Origin of the sequence: Halolamina salina, from assembly GCF_042678005.1 — an archaeon.
Classification (GTDB): Archaea; Halobacteriota; Halobacteria; order Halobacteriales; family Haloferacaceae; genus Halolamina; species Halolamina salina.
On sequence record NZ_JBHUDH010000045.1, the window covers coordinates 1 to 3202 of the forward strand.

The 3202-nt window shown below is 70.9% G+C and carries 2 protein-coding genes and 2 pseudogenes; 3 read left to right on the top strand and 1 reads right to left on the bottom strand.

Going from position 1 to position 3202, the window contains the following annotated elements; genetic code table 11:
• A pseudogene (locus ACFR9S_RS05375) lies at positions 1-212 on the top strand (2-deoxyribose-5-phosphate aldolase); the annotation flags it as partial.
• A gap of 9 nt (positions 213-221) precedes the next feature.
• On the opposite strand, the gene ACFR9S_RS05380 reads toward ACFR9S_RS05375, so the two are convergent.
• Complete coding sequence (locus tag ACFR9S_RS05380; RefSeq protein ID WP_379818224.1) at positions 222-1406, bottom strand: outer membrane protein assembly factor BamB family protein; 1185 nt, start codon at positions 1404-1406, stop codon at positions 222-224.
• A 122-nt stretch (positions 1407-1528) separates the two neighbouring features.
• Here ACFR9S_RS05380 and ACFR9S_RS05385 point away from each other — a divergent pair, with 122 nt between their 5' ends.
• Together ACFR9S_RS05385 and ACFR9S_RS05390 are read left to right on the top strand one after the other, a co-directional pair.
• Positions 1529-2779 (top strand): tRNA (N(6)-L-threonylcarbamoyladenosine(37)-C(2))-methylthiotransferase, encoded by a 1251-nt coding sequence (locus ACFR9S_RS05385; RefSeq protein WP_379731938.1) that lies wholly within the window; start codon positions 1529-1531, stop codon positions 2777-2779.
• Between the two features lie 63 nt (positions 2780-2842).
• A pseudogene (locus ACFR9S_RS05390) lies at positions 2843-3202 on the top strand (hypothetical protein); the annotation flags it as partial.

The window sequence follows — 3202 nt, forward strand, 5'->3', positions numbered from 1 at the left end:
AGCCCGCCGGCGCCGAGATGGTGAAGACCTCGACGGGCTTCGCCGACGGCGGCGCCGAGGTGGCCGACGTGGAGCTGATGAGCGAGTACCTGCCCGTCAAGGCCTCCGGCGGCGTCGGGAGCTACGAGGAGGCGATGGCGATGATCGAGGCAGGCGCAGAACGCATCGGCGCGAGTTCGGGTGTCGAGATCGTCGAGGGCGCGCCCGAGTAAACAGGATCCTCACTCCAACGCGATCAGTCGCTCCTCGCCGTCCCCCCTGTCGGTCACGCCGGCGAACAGCGCGCCGTCGGCCGGGGTCACGCCCATCGCCGAGGCCTCTTCGCCGATACCGTACCGGAACCGCTCGGCGTTCACGCGGGCGGAGCCGACCCCAGTCCCGCCCGAGAGCGGCCGGGCGACGACCGCGCCGTCGGCGCCGGTGTACAGCGTGTCCCCCGCGGCCGCGACGGAGTAGGTGTCGTCGCCGAGTTCCCACCCTCGGCTCCCGTCGTCCGCGTCGAGTCGGTCGACGCCCGAGAGATCGCCGCCGAACACCGCGCCGTCGGCGAGCACGAGCGCCCCGTCGGCGACCGGGCCGTTCTCGGCGTGCCACGCGACTCGGCCCGCGTGGGCGGCCGTCGGGAGACAGAGGACGCCGCCGCCGAACGTCGCCACGAACAGGTCGTTCCCGGATCGCCCGGCGACAGCGGTTACCTTCCCGGGCACCTTCTGCCGCCAGAGGCCGCGGCCGTCGTAGAGGGTGAACAGTTCGCCCCCGCTGGTCGCCGCGGTAACGCCGGCCATCTGGGCCGAGACCAGATGGGTCACTTCGCCGTACACCGAGGTCCGCCACTCGACGTCGCCGTCCGGGCTGATCCGGAGCACCTCCCCGCGGTCGCTGCCAGCGTACAGCGCCCCCCACTCGATGCCGGGGACCGGCGACGCGCTGACCCGCCCGTCGGTTTCGACCCGCCACTGCTCCTCGCCGTTCTCGGCGTCGACGGCGACGAGACCGGACTCGGTGCCGAGGTACGCAATCCCGTCGTGGACCGCCGGCGAGGTGTAGTAGCTGGCCCCCTCGTCGTCCGTCTCGCGGAAGGTCCACAGCCTCTCGCCGCTCTCGGCGTCGAACGTCTCGATGCCGGCCCACGTGGATTGGAACACCCGCCCGCCGGCGAGGACCGGGCGCCCGCGCGGGGTCCCGTCGAGGGGCGTGCTGAAGCGCTCGCTCGGTCCCGACCGGGGGACGGCAGCGTCGGAGGCGTACGCCGTGCCGAAGCGGTCGTAGTTCCGGACGGGCCACTCGGTGCTCCCGTCGCTGCCGGGCGAGGGAGCGCCGTCGCCGCTGGCTCCGTCGATACAGCCGGCGAGGCCGCCGGCGACGCCGGTACTAACTGCCGCGAGGAACGCGCGTCTGGAGGGCATCACTCCCTCGATTTCTGGGCCACGCGCAAGAAAGTACCTCTGTTCCTCCCGGTCGGGACTCGCTGTCGAACGGGCACGGAACCGTCGGGCTTTTGCGCGCCGCTCGCCCAGTTCCGACGAAGATGGCCCGTTACCACATCGAGACGTACGGCTGTACGTCGAACCGGGGTGAGAGTCGGTCGATCGAGAGCGCGCTGCGCGACGCCGGCCACTACCGGGTGGACGGGCCGAAAGAGGCGGACGTGTCGATTCTCAACTCCTGTACGGTCGTCGAGAAGACCGAGCGCAACATGCTCCGCCGGGCGCAGGAACTCGACGAGCAGACCGCCGACCTGATCGTCACCGGCTGCATGGCGCTGGCCCAGAGCGAGGAGTTCGAGCAGGCCGACCTTGACGCGCAGGTGCTCCACTGGGACGACGTGCCCGAGGCCGTCACCAACGGCGAGTGTCCCACGCCCGGCCCGGGCGTCGAGCCCGTGCTGGACGGCGTCGTCGGCATCCTCCCCATCGCCCGGGGCTGCATGAGCAACTGCTCGTACTGCATCACCAAGCAGGCCACCGGCCGGATCGACTCCCCGAGCGTCGAGGAGAACGTCGAGAAGGCCCGCGCGCTGGTCCACGCCGGCGCGAAGGAGATCCGCGTCACGGGGCAGGACACCGGCGTCTACGGCTGGGACGAGGGCGAGCGGAAGCTGCCCGAACTGCTCGACCGCATCTGCGACATCGACGGGGAGTTCCGGGTCCGGGTGGGGATGGCCAACCCCGGCGGCGTCCACGGCATCCGCGAGGAGCTGGCCGAGGTGTACGCCGAGAACGAGAAGCTGTACGACTTCCTCCACGCACCGGTCCAGTCCGGCAGCGACGACGTGCTGGAAGACATGCGCCGCCAGCACCGCGTCGAGAAGTTCGTCGACATCGTCGAGACGTTCGACGACACCCTCGACCACTGGACGCTCTCGACGGACTTCATCGTCGGCTTCCCCACCGAGACCGAGGCCGACCACGAGCAGTCGATGGCGCTGTTCCGCGAGGTCCGCCCGGAGAAGGTGAACGTCACGCGCTTCTCGAAGCGCCCCGGCACCGACGCCGCCGAGATGAAGGGACTGGGCGGGCAGACCAAGAAGGACCGCTCGAAGGCGATGAGCGAACTCAAGCGGGAGATCGTCGCCGAGGCGTACGAGGAGCTCGTGGGCACCACCCGTGAGGTGCTGGTGGTCGAGGAGGGGACCGGCGACTCGGTGAAGTGCCGCGACTCCGCCTACCGCCAGATCGTCGTCCAGAACGCCAGCGAGCACGGCCTCGAACCCGGCGACTTCGCCGAGGTCGAGGTCGACAGCCACCAGACGGTGTACGCGTTCGGGACGCCGGTCTGACCTAACGCCGCCCCGTTCTGCCCCCACAAGGCTTCTTACGCTCGCCGCCCCGATTTTCGGCCGATGCCCTCCAACAGACGAGAGTTCCTCGCGGGGAGCCTCGGCCTCGCCGCGGCGCTCGTGACCGCCGGCTGCATCGGCGACACGCCGGGAAACACCGACTCACCGACCGACTCGCCCACCGAACCGAAGGGGTCCCCGTCCGACACCGAGGTTCCGCCGCCGGCGGCGTCCGAGCGAACCGTCGGCGGCGCCACCGTCGCCGTGTTCGACGTGGTGGCGGAGAAAGCGGTGACCTACGAGTCGATCATGGGCTCGGGCGGCGTCGTCGCCCCCGAGGGACGGCAGTTCGTCGTCGCCTCGGTCCGCAGCGACGCCGAACTGGAGACGGAGGCGTTCAGCCTCCGCGCCGGCGGCGAGTCG

What these genes read in the sequence shown, in the direction of transcription:
- ACFR9S_RS05385 (WP_379731938.1), top strand. Translation starts at nt 1,529, where the DNA reads ATGGCCCGTTACCACATCGAGACGTACGGCTGTACGTCGAACCGGGGT.
- ACFR9S_RS05380 (WP_379818224.1), bottom strand. Translation starts at nt 1,406, where the DNA reads ATGCCCTCCAGACGCGCGTTCCTCGCGGCAGTTAGTACCGGCGTCGCC.